This window comes from Leifsonia tongyongensis (assembly GCF_010686705.1).
Taxonomy (GTDB): Bacteria; Actinomycetota; Actinomycetes; order Actinomycetales; family Microbacteriaceae; genus Diaminobutyricibacter; species Diaminobutyricibacter tongyongensis.
On sequence record NZ_JAAGWY010000002.1, the window covers coordinates 718,396 to 736,676 of the forward strand.

The 18,281-nt window shown below is 68.2% G+C and carries 16 protein-coding genes; 1 reads left to right on the plus strand and 15 read right to left on the minus strand.

Annotated elements, in window-relative coordinates; translation table 11 throughout:
- Nucleotides 1-50 precede the first annotated feature (50 nt).
- Together G3T36_RS11395 and recO are read right to left on the minus strand one after the other, a co-directional pair.
- Entirely contained in the window at nucleotides 51-854 is an 804-nt protein-coding gene (locus tag G3T36_RS11395; protein ID WP_163289889.1) for an isoprenyl transferase, read from the minus strand.
- Nucleotides 851-1,636: a DNA repair protein RecO gene (gene recO / locus G3T36_RS11400; RefSeq protein ID WP_163289890.1), complete on the minus strand. Its 786-nt coding sequence runs from the start codon at nucleotides 1,634-1,636 to the stop codon at nucleotides 851-853. Before recO ends, G3T36_RS11395 begins: the two co-directional genes overlap by 4 nt.
- Nucleotides 1,637-1,698: 62 nt before the next feature.
- On the opposite strand from recO, the gene G3T36_RS11405 reads away from it, so the two are divergent.
- Nucleotides 1,699-2,397 (plus strand): trimeric intracellular cation channel family protein, encoded by a 699-nt coding sequence (locus G3T36_RS11405; protein ID WP_163289891.1) that lies wholly within the window; start codon nucleotides 1,699-1,701, stop codon nucleotides 2,395-2,397.
- A gap of 176 nt (nucleotides 2,398-2,573) precedes the next feature.
- Here G3T36_RS11405 and leuA read toward each other — a convergent pair whose 3' ends face one another.
- The 13 genes from leuA to G3T36_RS11470 form a co-directional block, all read right to left on the minus strand.
- The gene (gene leuA, locus G3T36_RS11410; RefSeq protein WP_163289892.1) at nucleotides 2,574-4,349 is read right to left on the minus strand and encodes a 2-isopropylmalate synthase; all 1,776 of its coding nucleotides are present in this window, start codon (nucleotides 4,347-4,349) and stop codon (nucleotides 2,574-2,576) included.
- 140 nt (nucleotides 4,350-4,489) lie between these two features.
- The gene (locus G3T36_RS11415) at nucleotides 4,490-7,039 is read right to left on the minus strand and encodes a bifunctional lysylphosphatidylglycerol flippase/synthetase MprF (RefSeq protein ID WP_338031557.1); all 2,550 of its coding nucleotides are present in this window, start codon (nucleotides 7,037-7,039) and stop codon (nucleotides 4,490-4,492) included.
- Nucleotides 7,036-8,316, minus strand: coding sequence for an alpha/beta hydrolase-fold protein (locus G3T36_RS20170; RefSeq protein WP_163289893.1), 1,281 nt, complete (start codon nucleotides 8,314-8,316; stop codon nucleotides 7,036-7,038). Before G3T36_RS20170 ends, G3T36_RS11415 begins: the two co-directional genes overlap by 4 nt.
- A gap of 249 nt (nucleotides 8,317-8,565) precedes the next feature.
- Entirely contained in the window at nucleotides 8,566-9,981 is a 1,416-nt protein-coding gene (locus tag G3T36_RS11425; protein WP_163289894.1) for an ABC transporter permease, read from the minus strand.
- The gene (locus tag G3T36_RS11430) at nucleotides 9,978-10,775 is read right to left on the minus strand and encodes an ABC transporter ATP-binding protein (protein WP_163289895.1); all 798 of its coding nucleotides are present in this window, start codon (nucleotides 10,773-10,775) and stop codon (nucleotides 9,978-9,980) included. The genes G3T36_RS11425 and G3T36_RS11430 overlap by 4 nt, the downstream gene beginning before the upstream one ends.
- 64 nt (nucleotides 10,776-10,839) lie before the next feature.
- Complete coding sequence (locus G3T36_RS11435) at nucleotides 10,840-11,523, minus strand: response regulator (protein WP_420811041.1); 684 nt, start codon at nucleotides 11,521-11,523, stop codon at nucleotides 10,840-10,842.
- Entirely contained in the window at nucleotides 11,520-13,391 is a 1,872-nt protein-coding gene (locus G3T36_RS11440; RefSeq protein ID WP_163289896.1) for a sensor histidine kinase, read from the minus strand. The genes G3T36_RS11435 and G3T36_RS11440 overlap by 4 nt, the downstream gene beginning before the upstream one ends.
- A 32-nt stretch (nucleotides 13,392-13,423) precedes the next feature.
- Nucleotides 13,424-14,314 carry a GTPase Era gene (gene era / locus G3T36_RS11445; protein ID WP_163289897.1) on the minus strand — a complete coding sequence of 297 codons (891 nt, stop codon included), beginning with the start codon at nucleotides 14,312-14,314 and terminating at the stop codon, nucleotides 13,424-13,426.
- Entirely contained in the window at nucleotides 14,311-15,609 is a 1,299-nt protein-coding gene (locus G3T36_RS11450) for a hemolysin family protein (RefSeq protein ID WP_163289898.1), read from the minus strand. Before G3T36_RS11450 ends, era begins: the two co-directional genes overlap by 4 nt.
- Before the next feature lie 8 nt (nucleotides 15,610-15,617).
- On the minus strand, nucleotides 15,618-16,079 hold the full coding sequence (ybeY, locus tag G3T36_RS11455; RefSeq protein ID WP_163289899.1) for an rRNA maturation RNase YbeY: 462 nt from the start codon (nucleotides 16,077-16,079) through the stop codon (nucleotides 15,618-15,620).
- Nucleotides 16,080-16,088: 9 nt separating this feature from the next.
- Entirely contained in the window at nucleotides 16,089-17,099 is a 1,011-nt protein-coding gene (locus G3T36_RS11460; protein ID WP_240148504.1) for a PhoH family protein, read from the minus strand.
- A 58-nt stretch (nucleotides 17,100-17,157) separates the two neighbouring features.
- Nucleotides 17,158-17,511, minus strand: a complete 354-nt coding sequence (locus tag G3T36_RS11465; protein ID WP_163289901.1) for an HIT domain-containing protein — start codon at nucleotides 17,509-17,511, stop codon at nucleotides 17,158-17,160.
- A gap of 38 nt (nucleotides 17,512-17,549) precedes the next feature.
- Complete coding sequence (locus G3T36_RS11470) at nucleotides 17,550-18,278, minus strand: 16S rRNA (uracil(1498)-N(3))-methyltransferase (protein WP_163289902.1); 729 nt, start codon at nucleotides 18,276-18,278, stop codon at nucleotides 17,550-17,552.
- Nucleotides 18,279-18,281: the final 3 nt, after the last annotated feature.

Consider the following 18,281-nt stretch of genomic DNA (forward strand, 5'->3'; position numbering starts at 1 on the left):
CGAGCGAAATCTTCATTCCCGCACAATTCAGGTCCGCAAAATACCAGCACCTACACGGATGGAGCATCCACCGCGCCCCCGAACCTGCGATTGCGGCCGGCATACAGCTCGATCGCCTGCCACAGGTCGGCGCGGCTGAAGTCGGGCCACAGGGTGTCGAGGAAGACCATCTCGGCGTAGGCGCTCTGCCAGAGCATGAAGTTGCTGGTGCGCTGCTCCCCCGAACTCCGAACGAACAGGTCGACGTCGGGCAGGTCGGGCGTGTAGAGGTGGCGTTGGATGGTGCGCTCGGTGATGGCGGATGGTTTGAGTCGGCCGGCCGACACCTCCTCGGCGATCGTACGCACCGCATCCGCCACCTCCGTGCGCCCGCCGTAGTTCACGCACATCGTCAGCGTGAGCACGTCGTTGCCGGCTGTGAGCCGTTCGGCGAACTGCAGCTCCTTGATGACGGATGACCAGAGCCGCGGTTTGCGTCCCGCCCACTTCACGCGCACGCCCCACTCGTTGAGCTGGTCGCGCCTGCGGTGGAGGACCTCGCGGTTGAACCCCATGAGGAAGCGCACCTCGTCGGGAGAACGTTTCCAGTTCTCGGTCGAGAAGGCGTACACGCTGAGGTGCTTGACACCGATCTGGATGGCGCCGGCCACGACATCGAGCAGCGACGCCTCTCCCGCGCGGTGACCTTCGATGCGTGTGAGGCCTCGAGCGTTGGCCCAGCGTCCGTTCCCGTCCATCACGATCGCGACATGATCGGGTACAGCCGCTTTCGGGAGGTCGGGCGGGTAGAGGCCGGTCCAGTCGAGCGGCCGGAACTCGACGGCGTCCTTGTGCGTGTACGGCTTCGGTGTCATCGTCTCCCCTGCGGTTCGACCGTGTCGGCCGCGCCGGCCGGCTGTTCGGGCTCTCGCCGCTCACGGGACACGTGCTGCAGGGAGCGCAGGCCACGCTCCAGGTGCCACTGGGTGTAGGCGGCGACCACACCGCTCGCCTTCGACCGGGTGGCGTCACCGGCGGCCTCGGCCTGATCCCAGTCGCCGGTGAGGAGCGCACCGAGCAGCGCCACGGTCTCGACGTCGAGTCGCGGAGCGCCCTGGGGCGCGCAGTCGTCGCACACCACCCCTCCGAGCTGCACGACGAGTGCGGAGTGCGGCCCGGGTGCGCCGCAGCGGGAGCAGTCGAGGAAGCTGGGCGCCCAGCCCGCCATCGACAGTGCCCTCAGGAGATAGGAGTCGAGGGTGAGGGCCGCGCCGTGCTCTTTGCGGGCGAGCGAGCGCAGGGCGCCGACGAGCAGCAGGTATTGCTGAAGGGATCCTTCGGCCTCGGTGACGCGGTCGGCCGTCTCGACCATGGCGTTGGCCGCCGTGTAGCTGGCGTAGTCGTCCGCGATCGCGGCCCCGTACGAGCCGATCGATTCCGCCTGGGTGACCACGTCGAGGCTGCGGCCTTCGTACAGCTGGACATCCGCGACCATGAACGGTTCGAGCCGCGCACCGAACTTCGACGCCGTGCGCCTGACGCCCTTGGCGACAGCCCGCACCTTGCCGTGCTGGCGGGTCAGCATCGTGACGATGCGGTCGGCTTCGCCCAGCTTGTGGGTGCGGAGCACGACGGCTTCATCACGGTAAACGGGCACCCTCCCAGTATCCCCCGCCCGCCTGACAGTGCGTGGGTGCCGCGCATGCTACAAAGTGACGTATGAGCGCAACGGTCTTCACGATCCCCCTGTGGGCGGACCTGGTGGCCGTCGGTGTCGGCGCCCTGCAGGGGGCGATGTTCGCATCCGGTTTCCGTGACAGGCGGCTCGACCTGCTGGGTATCGCGATCATCGGGGTGGCGACCGGGGTCGGCGGCGGCCTGCTGCGCGACATCCTGCTGGTCACCCCACCGGTGGCGCTCGCGACCAACTGGTACCTGCCGATGACGGTCGTCGCAGCGCTGCTCGGCATGCTGCTCGCGCGGGTGTTCCACCGCCTGGACCCGCTGATCACGTTCCTCGACGCCCTGACCATCGGCCTGTTCGGGGCGATCGGTGCGACCAAGGCGCTGTCGCTCGGCCTGCCGGAGGTGCCCGCTGTCTTCGTCGGGGTCGTGTCGGCTGTCGGGGGCTCGATTCTGCGCGATGTGCTGCTCACGCTGCCGATCGCGTTGATGCACGTCGGATCGCTCTACGCCGTGGCGGCCGGTGCGGGTACGGCGACCCTGGTCATCCTGGTCGACCTGCACGTGCCGATCGGCGTCGCGGCGATCGTCTGTGTGATCGTGACGACGGTCATCCGCCTGCTGGCCGTGCGATTCGGCTGGAGCCTGCCCGAGCAACGCACCCTCAGCCGCATCCCGCGCCCGCGCTGGCCGCGACGCTCGACCCGCTACCGCATCTCGAACCCGGAGCAGTAGCCGCGCCGGCGCAGCCGGCCGAGCGCGCGCCGTCGCCTCAGCGCATGCGCCCGCCCGTTCGGGCCGTCCCCGCCAGCTCGAGCGGGCGGGGACGCACCGAAGTGGCGGGGACACCCCGAGCCGGACACGCCCCGCGGCAGGCACGCCCCGAGGCGGGCACGACCCGCGGCGAACGCCTACGCGTGTACCGGCTCTTCGGGCGCGAACTCGGGGACGTGGAACCGCAAGGCGCGGTTCACGGCCGAGACGACAGCACGGAGGGATGCGGTCGACGTGTCCGCGTCGATTCCGACGCCCCACAGGCGACGGCCTTCGACCTCGAGCTCGACATATGCTGCAGCGGATGCGGACTCGCTCGCTGACAGCGTGTGCTGCGAGTAGTCGTAGAGGTGGACGTCGACGCCACGACTGTTGAGGATGTCGAGGAAAGCCGCGATCGGACCGTTGCCGGTGCCCACCGCCTTGCCGACGGTGTCGCCGTCACGCAGCGTGACGGTCAGCTCGACGGTTCCGCTCAGATCGCTCGACGTGCTCACGCCGGCCAGCTCGAACCGACCCCACTTGTGCTCGGCGTCTTCGACGGGCGCAGGCAGGTACTCGTCTTTGAAGATCTCCCAGATCTGCTCGCTGGTGACCTCTCCGCCTTCAGCGTCGGTCTTGGCCTGGACGACGCCCGAGAACTCGATCTGCAGTTTGCGCGGCAGGTCGAGAGCGTGGTCCGTCTTCAGCAGGTAGGCGACCCCACCCTTGCCCGACTGCGAGTTGACCCGGATGACCGCTTCGTAGCTGCGACCCAGGTCTTTCGGGTCGACCGGCAGGTACGGAATCGCCCACAGCAGCTCATCCACACTCTTGCCCTGCGCTTCGGCGTCGGCCGCCATGGCTTCGAAGCCCTTCTTGATGGCGTCCTGGTGCGAACCGCTGAAGGCGGTGAACACGAGATCGCCGGCCCACGGGCTGCGCTCGTGCACGGGCAGCTGGTTGCAGTGCTCGGCCGTGCGCTTCACGGCGTCGATGTCGCTGAAGTCGATCTGGGGGTCGATGCCCTGGGTGAACAGGTTGATGCCCAGGGCGACGAGGTCGACGTTGCCGGTGCGCTCACCGTTGCCGAACAGGCACCCCTCGATGCGGTCCGCGCCGGCCATGTAGCCCAGTTCGGCAGACGCGATCGCCGTGCCGCGGTCGTTGTGCGGGTGCAGCGACAGGATGACGTTCTCACGGTGCGCGAGGTGGCGCGACATCCACTCGATCGAGTCCGCGTACACATTCGGGGTGGCCATCTCGACGGTGGAGGGCAGGTTGATGATCACCTTGCGCTCGGGCGTCGGCTCGAAGACCTCGAGCACCTGGTTGCAGATGTCGACGGCGAATTCGAGTTCGGTCCCCGTGTAGCTCTCGGGCGAGTACTCGTAGAAGATCGTGGTACCGGGCGCCAGCGACTCCATCTCGCGGCACACCCTCGCGCCGTGCAGGGCGATGTCGATGATGCCCTGCTTGTCGGTGCGGAAGACGACGTCCCGCTGCAGGACGCTGGTCGAGTTGTAGAGGTGCACGATGGCCTGCTTCGCACCGACCAGCGATTCATAGGTGCGCTTGATCAGGTGGTCACGGGCTTGCGTCAGGACCTGGATGGTCACGTCGTCGGGAATGACGTTCTCTTCGATGAGGCTCCGCACGAAATCGAAGTCCGTCTGGCTCGCGCTCGGGAACCCGACCTCGATCTCTTTATAGCCCATCCGCACCAGCAGGTCGAACATGATGCGCTTGCGTTCGGGGCTCATCGGGTCGATGAGCGCCTGGTTGCCGTCGCGCAGGTCGACGGCGCACCAGCGGGGGGCTTTCGTGATGGTCGCATCCGGCCAGGTGCGGTCGGGCAGTTTCACCCCGAACTGCTGGTGGTACGGCACGTATTTGTGGATCGGCATGGCGCTCGGCGCCTGATTGTTCTTCATGGTCTCTGATCTCCTCGCGAATGAAAGTGAGCCAACGACAGACTCCGCGACGAGTGAGGCCTCAGATTAGGACTCGTCGCGGCAGCTAAGGAGGAGCAGACCATACACAGAACCAACGCTACCACCTGGGAGGGCCGGCGTCATCCGCGGCCGCGTGCGAGGCTCGCCGCCTGGCGCATCGAGATACCGGGAAGGTAGGCGCGCACCAGTGCGACCCCGATGGCGGGAAGAGCCACCGGATCAGGGAAAGCCATGATCAGCGGGTGATATTCGGGCTGGAACTTTCGCTTGAACGCGAGCAGGGAGCGGAAGCCGTAGACGGGCTCGAGCGAGGAGCTGATGAAACCGAGTACGCGATCCATCGCCGACCGGTCCCCGACGCCGGCGCGTGAGGTGTGCGCGAGCGGCGCCGCGGACAGACTCATCGTCTCGATCCCGTCGTCCCGCATCCGGATGGCCGCCTCGGCGATCAGGAACTCCATCACTCCGTTGATGCTGCCGGGCCTGCGCCGCATGAAGTCGAGGGTCCACCCGACGACGGCACCGTCGCGGTAGCGCGGAAGCCAGCTGGTGACCCCTTCGACACGGCCGTCCTCGCCGATGGCGAGCATCAGTCGAACCGACGGGTCGCGCAGCTCGTCGATCCCGCCGAGCGTGAAGCCCATCTCGGGCAGGTCCTTCTCGGCGATCCATTGCTCGGAGATGTCGGAGAGCTGGATGGCCGTGGCGAGCGACAAGTCGGCGTACGTAGTCCATTCTGCGCGGATCCCGGCCCGTTGTGCCCGGTTGATCGACGAGCGGACGTCCTGCCATTTCTTGCCGGTCATCTGCCATTCCTGCGGTCGGAGCACGGTCTCCTCCGCAACGACCATGGTCTCCCAGCCCATCGACTGGAACCGCGCGGTCGTGTCATCGTCGATGCTGTAGAAGACCGGCACCCAGCCGTTGTCGTCGCAGAACCGCGCGAATCGCCCGAGCGTGTCGTGTCCGGATGCTCCGCCGAACGGGCCTCCCGTCGTCAGCGCGATCCGCCCGATCACCCGGTACGCCACAGCGACGTCGTCGACCGGGTCGAACCAGTACGAGTTGCCGGGCCAGGTCGACATGAACGAGATGGCGTCGCCTCCGCCGCCCAGCAGTCTCCGCGCCCGGGCGGCGTCTCCCCCGCGGTTGCGTGTCGCATCGTCGCGCATCACCGGGATGGCGGCCCCGATCACGATCAGCCAGAAGACGGTGCCGACGTTGTGGTAGACGATCGTTCCGAGCGGTGAAGTCGGCAGGTAACCTGCCGGTTCGCGGCGCAGGAAGCTCACGGGGATGAACCGCTCGAAGACGTCGTTGAGCAGGTCGTCGAGACCGACCGGCCGGGTGAATCCGGTCTCCCGCAGGAGCCAGCCCACGAGCACGTAGAGGGCGGCGAGGGAGAGTCCTGCGATCACGACGGTGAACACATACCGCCGCACGCGCGCTGGGTCGGCCTGCACCGGGAAGTGGCGCCGCATCGCGATGAGCACGACGGCGATCACCAACGGCAGGACGGCGGAGATCGCGAGATCGACGGTCAGCTCGGCGTATCGCCCCGACAGCCGGGGGGACGCCGCCGAGCCGGGAAGCGGAAGGAGCCCGAAGTAGACGGCCGACAGCGCGGACAGGAGAAGGTTGACGGCGACGGCCAGCCACACGCCGAAACGGCGTCCCCGCAAGAGCCCGTAGGCCGCGACGACCAGGACGAGCAGTGGCAGGACGGAGACGAGGATGGGCCCGAGCCCGTTGATGCGTTCCAGGGTGATGTCGCGTACGCAGGCCTGCGTGACCGCGAACGCCTGGCAGCGGTCGACGACCTCGCCCGGAGCCGGCACATCGTTGGTGAAGAGCATGCCGATGGGCGCCAGCGGTCCGAACCGGGATGACGAGAGCAGTGCGATCACCGGGCCCAGCGCGGTGATCACGACGGTGGAAGCCAGGAGCACCCGCACTTCGTGGTGTGAGCTGCGGATCCAGGTGCGCGGCGCCCCGACGTGCTTGAGCCGGGCTCCGTGCAGCAGCGAGCCCAGCCCGAGGCCGGCGAGCACGGCCAGCAGCCGGTACAGGTCGGAGGGCTGGCCCGAGTAGAGCACGAACATCACCGAGACGAGCACCGTCAGCACGCGGATGCGACGGCGCCAGAGTGCCCCGGCGAACGCACTGCCGGCGGCGATGGCTCCGCCGATGGCGGTGAGCGGGTCGAATGTGATGAGTTCGATCACGCCGTGCGCCCACATCTCGCCCCCGCGCGCACCGAGGGCCTGCAGCCCCACCCCGGCGAACGTGCCCACGATCGTGGTCGCGAAGAACGCGATCGCCGTCCGTGCAGAACCCATGAGGTGTTCGGCCCACCCGAGCAGAAGCACCGCGAGGAAGAGCACGGTAAGGAGTTCGACGAGGCTGTTGGTGAAGAAGATGCTGGTCACCGGCGTCCACCACCGGCCACCCTCGACGATGGGCTCGAACCCGGTCCCGGCCCAGGCGCGCACCCGGGCGCTCGGTCCATGCAGGGGCCCCATGACGAGCGCGAGGGTGAGGATGGCGACGACGACGGAGCTCGTGAACGGACGACCCGCTACGAGACGCGCGATCCAGTTCAGGGCGCCGGGGATCCTGCCGAGTCCGGTATCGCCGGTCCGGGTGGTCTGGGGGGCGATGCCGCTCACGGTGCCAGCCCCATGTGCGGGAAGAGCATCGGCACGCCGACCCGGAGCGAGTAGCGCACCGTGTTCCAGTCATGCGCCGTTCCGGGTGACTCGAGCAGCTTCGTCTGGACACCGGCGGCGTCGGCGTGCTGCAGGAGCACCCGGGCGAATCCGTTGTACTTCACGTCGTAGGCGCCGACCGCGAACACGATGAAGGAGTTCTTGTAGGGCGCGTGGGCTGCGAACAGCGCAGTGGGCTGGGCGGCTGCCGCACGCGCCTCCGATCCTCCGAAACCCTTCTGCACCGTGTCGGCTCCCACTGTCGGACCGAGTTGGCTGGAGATCGCGAGGCCTGTCCCGAAGATCTCCGGGTGGCCGGCCGCGAACTGGACGGTGCACGTCCCGCCCTCCGAGAAGCCGCTGATCGCCCACGCGTTCGGCGCGGTCATCACGCGGAAATGCGTCTTGATCCAGTGCACGACATCGGTCAGCATGTACGTCGCCGAGTTGCCGAGCGGACCGTCGACGCACATCGGGTTGTGCCCCGGATTGCTGAGCTGGTCGGGCTCGACCACGATTGGGGCGATCCCTTTATGCGTCGCCGCGTATGTGTCCATGATCGTCCCGAGGTGACCTGCCGTGAACATGTCCGACGGCTGGCCGGGCTGCCCGGCCATCGTGACGAGCACCGGAAGCGCGGGCGGATTCGCGGTGAGAGCCGCCGGCGGCAGGTAGATCGTCCCCGGCCGTGCCGCGAAGTTCGACACCGTCGGCGGGATCTCCACCGACCGGATGCGCCCCACCTTCGGCATCGTCGCCGGCGGCGTCCACGTGGCGAGCGTCGGAATCGATGAGGTGTGCGCGGGGTTGCTCACCCTGCCGACGGTGACGGCCTTGTACGGGTTCACGCCGACGGCGTCATTGAGGTTGCGGTAGGCGCCGAAGTCGACGTTGATCCCCGCAGCCGCGGTGATGAGGATGACGGGAACGGCGGCGACCGCTATCACCTTCCGCCACCAGCGCGAGCCCCAGAGGTTGACGATGACCAGCGCGAGGCCCGCGAACGCGAGAGCCACCCACATCCGCGTGATCCCGCTCAGATCGACGCCGAAAATGTCGAGCACGTCGACCAGCAGCCAGCACAGCACGAAGCCCAGCACGACGCCCGCGCCGATGGCGATGAGGGTGGTAACGATCCAGCGAACGGTGGGTCTGCGGACGACCAGATAGACGGCGAGCGCCACCGCGACGACGTCGATCGTCGTCAGGAACGGTCGCTGATCGATCCGCAGTGTCATGATCCAGTGCAAGCCCAACAATCTCCTCTTTTCGCAGTGCCGACTAATTATCGGCCTTGCAGCTGGTGGCAAGGCTGTACATAAGGCCCGGTCAGGCAACTCCGAGCCAATCGGAATGCTCGCAGAAGAATGTACGCACGAACGCGGCCGACTCCCGCGCGAAACCGCGGGTTTCCGGGCCTTTCAACGGCCCGGCGGGGCCCGGCCGAACCCCCGTCGGCCGGCCCCCGCCGGAGTCTGAGAAATCCTTCAGTCGATAGCGAGCGCCGCGACCGGAGAGACCCCGGTCGCTCGGCGTGTCGGCGCTACGGAAGCGACGATGGCGAGGCCCGCAGCGACTACGGCGGCGATGGCGAGCAACTGCCACGGCACCACCGGGAGGACGAATCCTGCGCCGCCGGGGAGCGATCCGAGAAGCGACTGGGCACCCGCCCAGCCGTAGATCACGCCGAGCACCAGGCCGGCGAGCACCGCGGCGATGGTCAGCTGCGCGCTCTCGGACAGGATCAGCGCGCGCACCTGGCGCGCACTGAAGCCGAGCGCGCGAAGCAGGCCGAGCTCCCTGGTGCGCTGGAGGACGCTGAGGGAGAGATTGTTGACGACGCCGATCGCCGCGATGACGGCCGAGAAGCCGATGAGGACCGAGAAGACCACCGTCGTCACGGCGATGACGCTGTCGACGCCCTGGAACAGCTCGGGGTTCGACTGCTGGGCGATCAGGATCATCCGCTGATACGAGGAGGCGGCGACGACGAACATCGTGATCAAGGTCACCCCGATGACGAGACCGATCGTCGTCCGGGTGCTGCGCTCCGGGTTGCGCACCGCGTTGGCGGCTGCGAGGCGAGCGGGCGCGGAGCGGCCGAAGAGCCGGCCGACGCCGCGCAGCACGGACGGCATGAAAAGGTGGGCCGCGAGCACGATGCCCGTGAATGACAGGATTCCGCCGACCAGCCCGACCAGCACGCCCAGCGGCGAGACGAGACCGATGACGATGCCGCCCGCCAGCAGCACGGCTCCGAAGCCGACCATGCCGAACGCCAGCGCGTTGCGGACCGGCTTGCGCCGGAGTTCGTCCCTTGTGGGTTCCTGTGCCGCGCCGATCGCCTGGATCGGGGTCACGGAGAGGACGCGGCGGCTTCCGACCCAGGACGCCAGCCAGGTCGTCAGCACGACGACGACGACCGGCACCAGGTTGACGGGTTCGAGGAGCGGGTAGGCGAGGTCGGGCAGAGTGCCGACGGCGACGAAGGCCCTGACGGCGACGATCGTCAGCGTGATACCGATGATCGCCCCGGCGACGGCTCCGACGACTCCGACGACGAAGCCCTCTCCGGCGACAGCCCTGCGTTGCGCGCGCGAGCTCGAGCCGATCAGCCGAAGGAGGGCTATCGTGCGGGTCCGGCCCGCCACGATGGTCGCGAAGGTGTTCGTGGTCACGATCGCGCCGACGTACACCGCGATGACGAAGAACACACCGGCGACGATCGACAGCGCGAGCTTGACCGATCCGTGCTCGCCCACCCTGTCCTGCGCGATGTAGGTCGCGAGCACGCCGGTCGCCGAGAGCAGGGACACCCCGAACGCCGAACTCAGCGCCGACACCAGGATGCTCGCCCGGTGCTCGCGGGCGTTCGTGCGGACCGCGGTGATCGCCCCGCTCATGCGCGCTGCTCCATTCCGAGCATGTAGCTGGAGATCTCCTCCGGCGTCGAGCGCTCGCGCTCGTGTACGACGCGGCCGTCGGCGAGGAAGACGATCCGGTCGGCATAGCCCGCCGCGATCGGATCGTGCGTGACCATCGCGATGCTCTGCCCGTAGCTGACGCTCGCGGCAGCCAGGAGGGCGAGCACTTCACGGCCCGTGCGGGAGTCGAGGTTGCCGGTCGGCTCGTCGGCGAAGATGAGGTCGGGGCGTGTGCCGAGCGCACGGGCGATCGCGACCCGCTGCTGTTGCCCGCCGGAGAGCTCGTGCGGCCGGTGGGTGAGCCTGTCGCCGAGTCCGAGCGAATCGATCAGGTGGTCGACCCACTCCCGCTCCTCCGCGGACGGCTTACGGCCGTCCAGCTCGAACGGCAACAGGATGTTGCCCGACACGTCCAGGGTGGGCACGAGGTTGAAGGACTGGAAGACGAACCCGACGCGACGCCGCCGCAGAATGGTGAGCTGCGCATCCCCGAGCGCCGTGATCTCGGTGTCGCCGAGCCAGACCCTGCCGGCCGTCACCGAGTCGAGGCCGGCCATGATGTGCATAAGGGTGGACTTCCCCGACCCGCTCGGGCCCATGATCGCCGTGAACTGGCCCGCCCGGATCCCGATGGACACATCGTCGAGCGCATGCACGCTTCCCGCTCCGGCCCCGTACGATTTGGTGGCGTTCGCGACGCGCGCGACCAGCCCGGCCCCTGACCTGTCGATGGCCAGCGTGTTGTCGATGTCCTGGGTGCTGTCGATGTCCATTCTCCGACGCTACGGGTGCGCATCCGCCGCCGGATCGGGCGCAGGACCGACACCGGCTACATCGTCAGGATGATTCCCACGACGTGAGCCCGTGCTCGAAAGCGAAGACGACAAGCTGCACGCGGTCCCGGAGGCCGAGCTTTCCGAGGATCCGGCTGATGTGCGTCTTCACGGTGGCCTCGCTCAGGTACTCGGATGACGCGATCTCCGAATTGCTCAGGCCACGGGCCGCAAGGAGGAAGATCTCGCGCTCCCTGGCCGTGAGGGAGCCGAACGACTCCGGCTTGCGTTTCTCCGGCTCTGCAGCGGAGAAGTACTGGAACAGCTCACGCGTCGCTCCGGCGGCGATCACGGCGCTGCCGGCGTGCACCGTGCGGATTGCGGCGAGCAGGAACTCCGGTTCGGCGTCCTTGAGCACGAACCCGCTCGCGCCCACCCGGATCGCGCGGGCGGCCGCCTCGTCGAGGTCGAACGTCGTCAGCACGATGATCCTCGGCGCGGAGAAGTTCTCCTGCTCGGCCGCCTCGATGATCGCCGAGGTGGAGGCGATTCCGTCCATCACGGGCATCCGGATGTCCATGAGCACGACATCGGGCCTCGCGTCGCGCACCAGCGATACTCCCTCACGCCCGTTGGCGGCCTCCCCAGCGAACGCGAGGTCGGGCTGCGACGACACGAGCATCCGGATGCCCGCCCGGAAGAGCGCCTGGTCGTCGACGAGTGCGACGCGGATGCGTTCCCCGGTCACGCGCCCCCTCCCTGACGCACCGCTGCGGGCACAGGGAGGAACGCCCTGACGACGAACCGGTCGCCGTGCGGCTCGGCGGTCAGCCAGCCTCCGGAGAGCACAGCGCGTTCACGCATGCCCGGCAGGCCGTGGCCGACGCGCTGGGCGGAGCCATCGGGGGCAGGCTGGTCCTTCAGTGCGTTCGTCACGGTGATGGTCACTCCGTTCGGTTCGCCGTCGAGATCGACGGTCGCTGTGCGTGTGGTGTCGCCGTGCCGCAGGGCGTTCGTGAGCGCTTCCTGCACGATGCGGTACGCGGCGATCTGGTGGGCGGATCCGAGTGCGATGTCGGCGCCCTCCCGCGAGAGTTCGATGGGCAGACCGGCCGCACGCAGCTGGTCGACCAGACGATCGAGATCGGCGAGACTCGGTTGCGGCCCCTCCGACTCGGCGTGACGCAGTTCGCCGAGGAGCAGCCGCACATCGCCGAGAGCTTCGCGGGCGGTCGACGCGATCGTCGTCAGCGCTTCGTCGACCGCATCCGGATCGGTCGCCCGAGCATAGCGGGCACCGTCCGCCTGTGCGATGACGACGGCGAGCGAGTGCGCGACGACGTCGTGCATGTCCCGGGCGATCCGGGTGCGCTCCTGCTCGACCACGACGTCTTCCTGCGCACGAAGTCGTTCCACCTCGGCCTCGGCCTGGGCCCGACGGCTTGCGATCGCCGTACGCCAGGTGCGCATCAGGAGACCGAGCACCCAGGACAGCCCCAGAACGGTCGCGGAGACCACGAACAGGAACGCGAACTGCAGCGCGAGCGCGGCGATCCTGCTGGAGACCAGATTGAAGTAGCCGCTGTCGAGTGCGGAACTCACCGACAGGTAGAGGGCCGCGACCACTGCCCCCACCCCGGCCGAGACGAGGCCCGACCAGCGCACGATCCGGTCGCCGTAAGCGGCCGTCGCGTAGAGGACGATGAGCACGCCGACATCGCTGAACTGCACCCCGAGACCGGACGTCATCTGCACGATCGCGGCGAACCACGCGACCGCGAGGGCGACCGCCGGCGAGATCCGGCGGAGTGCGACGGCGATGGTGAAGCCGACGGTCACGAGGATCCACGGGCGTGGGCTGACCCCGGTGATGGCGCACCCGAGCGCGAAGGCGCCCGCGATCGACACATCGGCGATGAGCTGCCGCGGGCTGAGCCGCCGGACGAGCATCCCGGAATCCTGTCCCGAACCGTCGACCGCGGCGCCGCCGGACTGCGCGAGCCAGACGAGAACCGAGGCCCCCGCCGTCTGCGGGCTGCCTCGCTGTCGCGCGACGAGGAAGCCGAGGAGCCAGCCGGCACAGAGCCCGGTGGTCAGCACGAGCCACATCAGGAGCAGCGCGATGCCATAGCTGGCGTAGAGGCCGCCGAACGACGGACCGAAATGCGGGAATGCCAGGGTGTTCTGGGTGTCCAGCACGAAGGCGCCGGCGAACCCGAGCAGCGGCGCGCTCGCGAGGGCCAGCCACAAGACCGCCCGCCTTCCGTGCGCCGCGACCCCGAACAGGGTGAGCAGTACGGCGATGTACGCCATCCAGCCGAACGTCGAGCCCAGTTCGTGCGGACCGACCAGCGCGATGAACGCGGCGCACCACGTCAAGCCGAGCGCGACACCCGGCGCGACGCGGGAGAGCGCCAGCGCGCCGCAGAAGAACGAGACCACTGACGCACCCTGCGCATCCGCCACCGAACCGAACAGCAGCCAGCAGACCAGCAGCAGCACTCCGAGCGCAGGCTCCAGCGCCCAGCGGTAGGTGACGAGTCGGCGAAGCACCCTTCCACCGTACGGCCCGACCGGCCCGCCGGTGTCCTGCTCCGCGCCACTTGGCCCCGTCATGGCGCCGATTTCATCCTCGCGATGTATGCCGCTCAGAACCCGAGCCGGCCCAGCTGCTTCGGGTCGCGCTGCCAGTCCTTGGCGACCTTCACCCGGATGGAGAGGAAGACGTGCTTGCCGAGGAGCTTCTCGATCGCCGGCCGCGCCTCGGCGCCGATGTCCCTGATCCGGCTGCCGCCCTTGCCGATGACGATCGCCTTCTGGCTGTCCCGCTCGACGAAGAGGTTCGCGTACACCTCGACGAGGTCTTTGTCGTCGCGTTCGACGATGTCGTCGATCGTCACCGCCAGGGAGTGCGGCAGCTCGTCCTCGACACCTTCGAGCACGGCCTCGCGGATGTACTCGGCGATGCGGTCCTCGAGCCCCTCGTCGGTGATCGCGTCGTCGGGGTAGAGCGCGGGCGACACCGGCAGCAGGCGGACCAGCTCGCTGGTCAGCGTGTCGAGCTGGATGCGGCTCGTCGCCGAGATCGGGACGATCGCCTCCCACTCCCGCAGGGACGAGACCGCGAGGAGCTGCTCTGCAGTGGCGGTTCGGCTCGCCGCGTCGATCTTGGTGACGATGGCCACCTTCTTCGCGCGCGGGTACTCGTCGAGCTGGTCGTTGATGAAACGGTCGCCCGGGCCGATCTTCTCGTTCGCCGGCACGCACATCCCGATCACGTCGACGTCGCCGAGGGTCGCCTGCACGAGCGAGTTGAGCCGCTCGCCGAGCAGCGTGCGAGGGCGGTGAATGCCCGGAGTGTCGACCAGGATCAGCTGGCCGTTCTTCTGGTGGACGATTCCGCGGATGGCGCGACGAGTCGTCTGCGGCTTCGAGCTGGTGATCGCCACCTTCTCTCCGACGAGAGCGTTGGTGAGCGTCGACTTGCCGACGTTGGGGCGCCCCACAAAAGAGACGAACCCTGCATGGTAGTCATTCACGATTCGTTCTCCTTCAAGAGCGCATCCTGCGCAGCGATCAGTGCGGTGTCGCGTTCGACGAGCACCGTGCTCAGTCGTCTGCGCCGGCCTTCGGTGCGGTCGGCGGTGAAATGGAGGCCGCTGGTCGTCACGACGGAGCCCGGCCCGGGAAGTCGTCCAAGGGCTTTCGCGAAGAGGCCGCCGACCGTGTCGACGTCCTCGTCGTCGAGGTCGAGCCCGAACAGCTCGCCCAGTTCGTCGACCGGGAGACGAGCGCTCACGCGGTACCGGCCCTCCCCGACCTCTTCGACGAGTTCGACCTCGCGGTCGTATTCGTCGGAGATGTCGCCCACCAGCTCCTCGATGAGATCTTCCAGCGTGACGAGACCGGCGATGCCGCCGTACTCGTCGACGACCATGGCGAGGTGATTCGACTCGAGCTGCATCTGGCGCAGCAGCTGGTCGGCCTTCTTCGACTCGGGGACGAACAGCGCAGGGCGGGCGAGGTCACCCATGGTGACCTCGTCGACACCGAGCGGGCTCTCGAAGCTGAGCTTCGCGACGTCCCGCAGGTAGAGGACCCCTACGACCTCATCAGGGTCACCGTCGATCACCGGCACGCGCGAGACGCCCTTGCTGAGGAACAGGCCCATCGCCGTTCCGAGTCCCGCCGTGGTGTCGATGGTGACCATGTCGGTGCGCGGGATCATCACCTCGCGGACCACCGTCTCGTTGAACTCGAAGATCGAGTGGATGAGCTCCCGGTCGTCCTCCTCGAGGACATCCAGTTCGGTCGCCTCGTCGACGATGCTGAGCAGCTGCTCCTCCGAGCCGACCGTCGCCGACCGCGCCCGGGAGGGCGTCACCCGGTTGCCGAGTGCGACCAGGCCGTTCGCGATCGGGCCGAGCAGCACCCGGATGAAATGCACCAATGGCGCCGTCAGCCGGAGCAGGAACTTCGAATTGGCCCGGCCGACACTGCGCGGACTGGCGCCGACCAGCACGAACGAGACGCCGGTCATGATCAGCGCGGCGAGCAGCAGCGTGATCCACCACTGCTCGAAGATCATCGCGAACCCCAGCGTGACGAGCACCGCGGCTGTCGTCTCCGCGATGATGCGCATGAAGTTGATCGCGTTGAAGTGCGCGCCAGGGTCGGCGGCGATCGCCAGGAGGGAGCGCCTCGCACGCGAGCCTTCGGCCAGGTCGGCGATGTCGGCGCGCGACAGCACGGTGATCGCCGCGTCGACTGCAGCCATGAGACCACCGAACGCCACGAGCAGGAAGGCGACGATGAAGAAGACCGCGACGAGCATCCGCGCCCCTATCGTCGTCGTTCGTGCATGGAGAAGCCGACGAGGATGTCGCGCTGGATGCCGAACATCTCCTTCTCTTCTTCCGGCTCCGCATGATCGAAACCGAGCAGGTGGAGGATGCCGTGCGTGGTGAGCAGCAGCAGCTCCTCCATCATGCTGTGGCCGGCGGTCTCCGCCTGGGCCTGGGCGACCTGCGGGCACAGCACGATGTCGCCGAGGAGACCGGCCGGGGTGGGCTGGTCCTCGGTGCCGGGCCGCAGCTCGTCCATCGGGAAGCTGAGCACATCCGTGGGGCCGGGCTCGTCCATCCACTGGACGTGGAGCTGCTCCATCGCGGCCTCATCGACGAGGACGATCGCGAGCTCGGCATCCGGATGCACGTGCATCGCCTCGAGCGCGTACACCGAGAGCCGCTGCAGGGCCGCCTCGTCGACGGCGATGGCGGATTCGTTGTTGACTTCGATGCTCACGCTGGGCCCTTATCGTCTCTTGGGTAGGCGGTCACGGGGAATGCCGGAACGGCGCTCCGCCCGATTGGCGAACTCGGCAGCCTGCTCACGCTCGTAGTGCAGCGCCTGCTTCTGCTCGTCGTAGACCGTGTAGGCGTCGACGATGCGGCCCACGAGCGTGTGCCGCACGACGTCGTCGCTGGTCAGCCGCGAGAAGTGGATGTCGTCGATGTCTTTGAGCACGCGGGTCACGAGGCGCAGTCCGCTTGCCGCCGTCGGCAGGTCGACCTGGGTGATGTCGCCCGTCACGACCATGCGCGAACCGAAGCCCAGGCGGGTGAGGAACATCTTCATCTGCTCGGGCGTCGTGTTCTGCGCCTCGTCGAGGATGATGAACGAGTCGTTGAGCGTGCGGCCGCGCATGTAGGCCAGCGGGGCGACTTCGATGGTGCCGGCCGCCAGCAGCTTGGGCACGAGTTCGGGGTCCATCATCTCGTTGAGGGCGTCGTATAGCGGCCTGAGGTACGGGTCGATCTTGTCGGTGAGCGTGCCGGGCAGGTAGCCGAGGCGCTCCCCCGCTTCGACGGCCGGTCGGGTCAGGATGATGCGGTTGACCTCTTTGCGCTGCAGCGCCTGCACCGCCTTCGCCATCGCGAGGTAGGTCTTGCCGGTGCCCGCGGGTCCGATGCCGAAGACGATCGTGTTGTGGTCGATCGCGTCGACGTACTGCTTCTGACCGAGCGTCTTCGGCCGGATGCTCTTGCCGCGCGCCGTCAGGATGGCCTGGCTGAGCACATCCGCCGGACTCAGGTTGAGGTCGGAGCTCAGCATCTTGGCCGAGCTCGTGACCTCGGCCGGGCTGATCTCCTGGCCGTTCTTCACCATGACGAGCAGTTCCTCCATGAGTCGGCGGGCGGCGTCGACCTGCGACGGGTCGCCCGACAGTGTGATCTCGTTGCCGCGCACATGCACGCTGACCATCGGGTACTGCCGTTCGATCGTGGTCAGCAGGCGGTCCTGGGGGCCGAGAAGGCGCACCATGGCGACACCGTCGATGTGCAGGCGCGCTTCGGCCTGGCCTTCGGGGGACGGGAAGTCGCTACTGGGCAAGGGATCCTTCCTCGAGTTCGCCACCGAGCACATGTGCGTGCACGTGGAAGATCGTCTGGCCGGCGCTCGCACCGGTGTTGAACACCAGCCGGAACTCGCCGTGGGCGTGCTCCTCGGCGAGAGTGTTCGCGGTCGCCACCAGCTCGGCGAGGAGCCCGGGGTCGCCGGCGGCCAGTTCGACGACGTCGCGGTACCGCTCCGTCTTGGGCACGACGAGCAGGTGGACCGGAGCCTTCGGTGCGATGTCGCGGAACGCGATGATGCGCTCACTGTCGAACACCACGTCGGCGGGGATCTCGCCCGCGATGATGCGCGAGAAGATCGAGCGCTCGTCCGTTGCCATACGTCTATCTTAAGGGCTCTGAGGGCACGACCGGCGGGTCACCAGCGGCCGATGAGGGCGTTGAGGACGGCGATCGCCGCCGGCCCCGCCGTCGAGGTCCGCAGCACGGTGCCGCCGAGCCGCACGAGTTCGGCGCCGGCGTCGGCGAAGCGGGCGAGTTCGGAGTCGGAGAGCCCGCCCTCCGGGCCTACGACGACAACCAGGTCGCGGCCGTCGGGACGGATCGAGGAGAGCGGCGTCTCAGCGGTCGGCTCCAGGACGAGCATCCGGTTCGCGGAGGCCAGCGCAGGAAGCTGCTTCGACGACATCAACTCGCCGACCTCCGGCACCCACGGCCGGATGGACTGCTTGGCCGCTTCGCGCACGATCGCGCCCCAGCGTTCCCGGCCCTTCGCCACCTTCGGGCCCTCCCAGCGGGACACCGACCGTTCGGCAGCCCACGGGATGACCGCGTCGACACCCAGCTCGGTCGAGGCCTGGACGGCGAGCTCGTCGCGGTCCCCCTTGGCGAGCGCCTGCGCAAGTGTGAGCAGCGGCGCCGGCCGGGCGACCCGGTCGACCGCCTCGACGTCGATGGTCACTTCGGATGGGGTGGCCAAGACGACCGGGCCGGTCGCCACGAGGCCGCGACCGTTCCCGATCGCGACCACCTCTCCGACGCGCGTGCGGTTCACCGTCGCCGCGTGCTTCGCCTCCGCCCCGACGACGGACAGGCGCTGGCCCACGATCGTGACCAGGAGGTCTTCGCGCAGGTAGAGGGAGCTCACGAT

What these genes read in the sequence shown, in the direction of transcription:
- G3T36_RS11395 (WP_163289889.1), bottom strand. Translation starts at nt 854, where the DNA reads ATGACACCGAAGCCGTACACGCACAAGGACGCCGTCGAGTTCCGGCCG.
- G3T36_RS11405 (WP_163289891.1), top strand. Translation starts at nt 1,699, where the DNA reads ATGAGCGCAACGGTCTTCACGATCCCCCTGTGGGCGGACCTGGTGGCC.
- leuA (WP_163289892.1), bottom strand. Translation starts at nt 4,349, where the DNA reads ATGAAGAACAATCAGGCGCCGAGCGCCATGCCGATCCACAAATACGTG.
- G3T36_RS20170 (WP_163289893.1), bottom strand. Translation starts at nt 8,316, where the DNA reads ATGACACTGCGGATCGATCAGCGACCGTTCCTGACGACGATCGACGTC.
- G3T36_RS11425 (WP_163289894.1), bottom strand. Translation starts at nt 9,981, where the DNA reads ATGAGCGGGGCGATCACCGCGGTCCGCACGAACGCCCGCGAGCACCGG.
- G3T36_RS11430 (WP_163289895.1), bottom strand. Translation starts at nt 10,775, where the DNA reads ATGGACATCGACAGCACCCAGGACATCGACAACACGCTGGCCATCGAC.
- G3T36_RS11440 (WP_163289896.1), bottom strand. Translation starts at nt 13,391, where the DNA reads ATGACGGGGCCAAGTGGCGCGGAGCAGGACACCGGCGGGCCGGTCGGG.
- G3T36_RS11450 (WP_163289898.1), bottom strand. Translation starts at nt 15,609, where the DNA reads ATGCTCGTCGCGGTCTTCTTCATCGTCGCCTTCCTGCTCGTGGCGTTC.
- G3T36_RS11460 (WP_240148504.1), bottom strand. Translation starts at nt 17,099, where the DNA reads ATGGTGCGCCTTCTCGGCCCCCAGGACCGCCTGCTGACCACGATCGAA.
- G3T36_RS11465 (WP_163289901.1), bottom strand. Translation starts at nt 17,511, where the DNA reads ATGGCAACGGACGAGCGCTCGATCTTCTCGCGCATCATCGCGGGCGAG.